The organism is Holdemanella porci (assembly GCF_009696075.1).
Lineage (GTDB): Bacteria > Bacillota_I > Bacilli_A > Erysipelotrichales > Erysipelotrichaceae > Holdemanella > Holdemanella porci.
The window spans coordinates 1-2,566 of sequence record NZ_VUMR01000102.1; the positions used below are offsets into that span (position 1 = coordinate 1).

A 2,566-nucleotide genomic window follows, 5' to 3' on the forward strand; every position below is an offset into this window, starting at 1 on the left:
GATAATGATATGCTGACCTATCGAAGCACGCAGAAAGACATTGTATTCAAGGTACAGTTTCATAAGTACAAGGATGAATTGTATGCAAGAGTCAATGAAAAACACAACTCACCAAATAAGGCAGTAGTCTATGAGTTGATGGATTATGGTGAATACTTTATAGTGAAAGCTATATTTGAAAAACATATGAATCTTCCAAAGACAGATACATTGTATGGAGCCATAGGAATCGATATCAATGTGGACCATATAGCACTATGTGAAACCAATATGGATGGAAATATCGTACTAATTAAGAAATATCCAATCCATAAAGAGAATACTAAAAATAAACGAAATGAAGAACTGTATCAGTTGGCCATTGAAATCATGGAACAATGTAAATCCAAGAAGAAGAGTCTGGTAGTTGAAGACTTGAATTTCAAGCAGTTGAAAACAAGGATGCTCTATCAACCTAAAAAACAAAATAAAACATTATCGAGTTTTGCGTATAAAAAGATACTAGAAAAAGTGGAAAGAAAATGTTTGATGAATGAAGTGGATGTAATCAAAGTAGATCCAAGAAATACGAGTAAGATTGGAAAAGAAAAGTATACAAAGATCAAAGGATTGAGTGTACATTATTGTGCAGCCTATGTGATCAATCGAAGAGGCATGGGATTTGTGGATTAAATAAGATAAATAATCAGAACCAGAAGTTTATGATATCTTACTGGATGATAAGTACATAGATCATGGATGAAATTCTGAAGTATTTATAAATAAAGCATACAATAAAAACTCCATCGCAAAAGACTGAATGGATCGGGATACCGAATGATTCAGAAAGATGGAGTAGATATTGAAATGTTACCGGACGACTGGAAACGAACCGGGCACGCCATTTAGACGTGTGACTTTTTCGCAGAAAAAGTTTTTTCTCGTACTTTTTTTATTCTATGTTATAATCATAAGTAATAGGATGATTAGAAAGCTGAGTAGATGTATGGAAAAAGAATTTTACGAAGAATTTGAAGATATGGAAGCCGGTATTGACCAAAAACAGGCTCTTGTCGAAGAATCAAGAAAAGTTGACGAAATTGAAGATCTAAACGAAGCTGTTCGCTTTGTGAATGATTTAAAGAAAAAATGGAGAAAGACTGGATTTGGGGAGTCTTTGGCAGAAGAAAAGTTAAGAGAAGAATTTGAGGCAAATGTTGAAAAGGTTTATGAGAAACAAAAGGCACTGGCTCAAAAGGTTGTAGAGGCTAAGGAAGCTTTGATTAAGGAAGCTGAAAAAATTTCTTTATCAGATGATTTTAAGAAGGCTACTGAAAAAATGACTTCTTTAATGGATGAATGGAAAGCTTCTGGAAATGCCGGAAAGAAAACGGATGATGAATTGTGGGAACGTTTCAATGCAGCTCGTCAGAAGTTCTATGATCGTAAACGTGCAAACTGGGAAAAAAGAGCGGTTCAGTTTGAAAATGCCAAAAAGATAAAAGAAGATTTAATTGAAAAAGCTAAGTCTTTACAGGATTCTGAAGAATGGCAAAAAACAAGTGCTAAATATAAAGAATTGATGGATGCATGGAAAGCAGCTGGAAATGCAGGTCGTGAATTTGATGATGATTTATGGAATGCGTTTAATGAGGCTCGCCAAAAATTCTATGCGAAACGTAATGAATTCTATGAAAAATTGCATGTTGAACATGATGAAAAATATGCAGAAAAACAAGCTTTAGTAAAGCAAGCTAAATCAATTGCTGGTTTACAGGAATATACTCGTGAACAAACGGCAATGATGAAGGAATTGTCTAACGAATGGAAATCAATTGGTTTCTGTGGAAAAGATAAAGAAGACAAAATCTGGAATGAGTTCAGAGGAGTTATGGACGAATACTTTGCGGGTTTAAAATCGGCTAGTGAAAAGCGTCGTGCTAACTGGCGTGAACACATGTCAGAAATTATTTCTCGTAAAGAAGAACAAATCGCAAACCAAAAACGTCAAATCAAACGTCTTCAGGATGATATGACTGGTTTGGTAAGTGAAGCTACTGTAGCTGACTTACAGGATCAAGTAGAAGATAAAGAAGATTTTATCAAACAACTTGAACAAGAAATTGAAGACATTGAAAAGAAATTAGCAGAGTAGTTGATCTACTCTCTTTTTCTTGGGGTTTATTATATGGTGCGCCAGTTCGGTGCAGTTGATTTAGTTAGGTGAAACTCCTGACCTGGTAACTCTTTGAGCAAAGAGGCCAGTATCTAGTCCTTGGGCATTGTATCGTGAGGTACAGTGTTAAGCGTAGGAAGGAAAGACTTAGAGCCCTAAAGCGAAAGCCTGAAGCAATCTAGCGTCGTTAGTACCGATAAAGTGGTGGGTGATGCTCTCATATTGGCCGCAACCAACATAGGTTGAATCGTTATGCCAGATTCAATCGGACACCACCGGCGTTTTAAAGCAGGGCGAGAAGTCAAGGTATCAGCTGCATACCTGGGAGGTCTTGCAGTTTCCGATAAACACGGTACTGTTGTTACAAGTGCCAATACCACAAGAACAACGGGAAGAACTGCAAGAAGTCCG

2 protein-coding genes are annotated in these 2,566 nt (G+C 36.5%); both read left to right on the plus strand.

The features are described 5' to 3' along the window. Window positions 1–672, plus strand: a 672-nt coding sequence (locus FYJ55_RS10465) for an IS200/IS605 family accessory protein TnpB-related protein (RefSeq protein ID WP_195836730.1), incomplete at its 5' end; no start/stop codon positions are given. A 313-nt stretch (window positions 673–985) separates the two neighbouring features. Then, entirely contained in the window at window positions 986–2,134 is a 1,149-nt protein-coding gene (locus FYJ55_RS10470) for a DUF349 domain-containing protein (RefSeq protein ID WP_154556774.1), read from the plus strand. The last annotated feature ends 432 nt before the right edge of the window (window positions 2,135–2,566 follow it).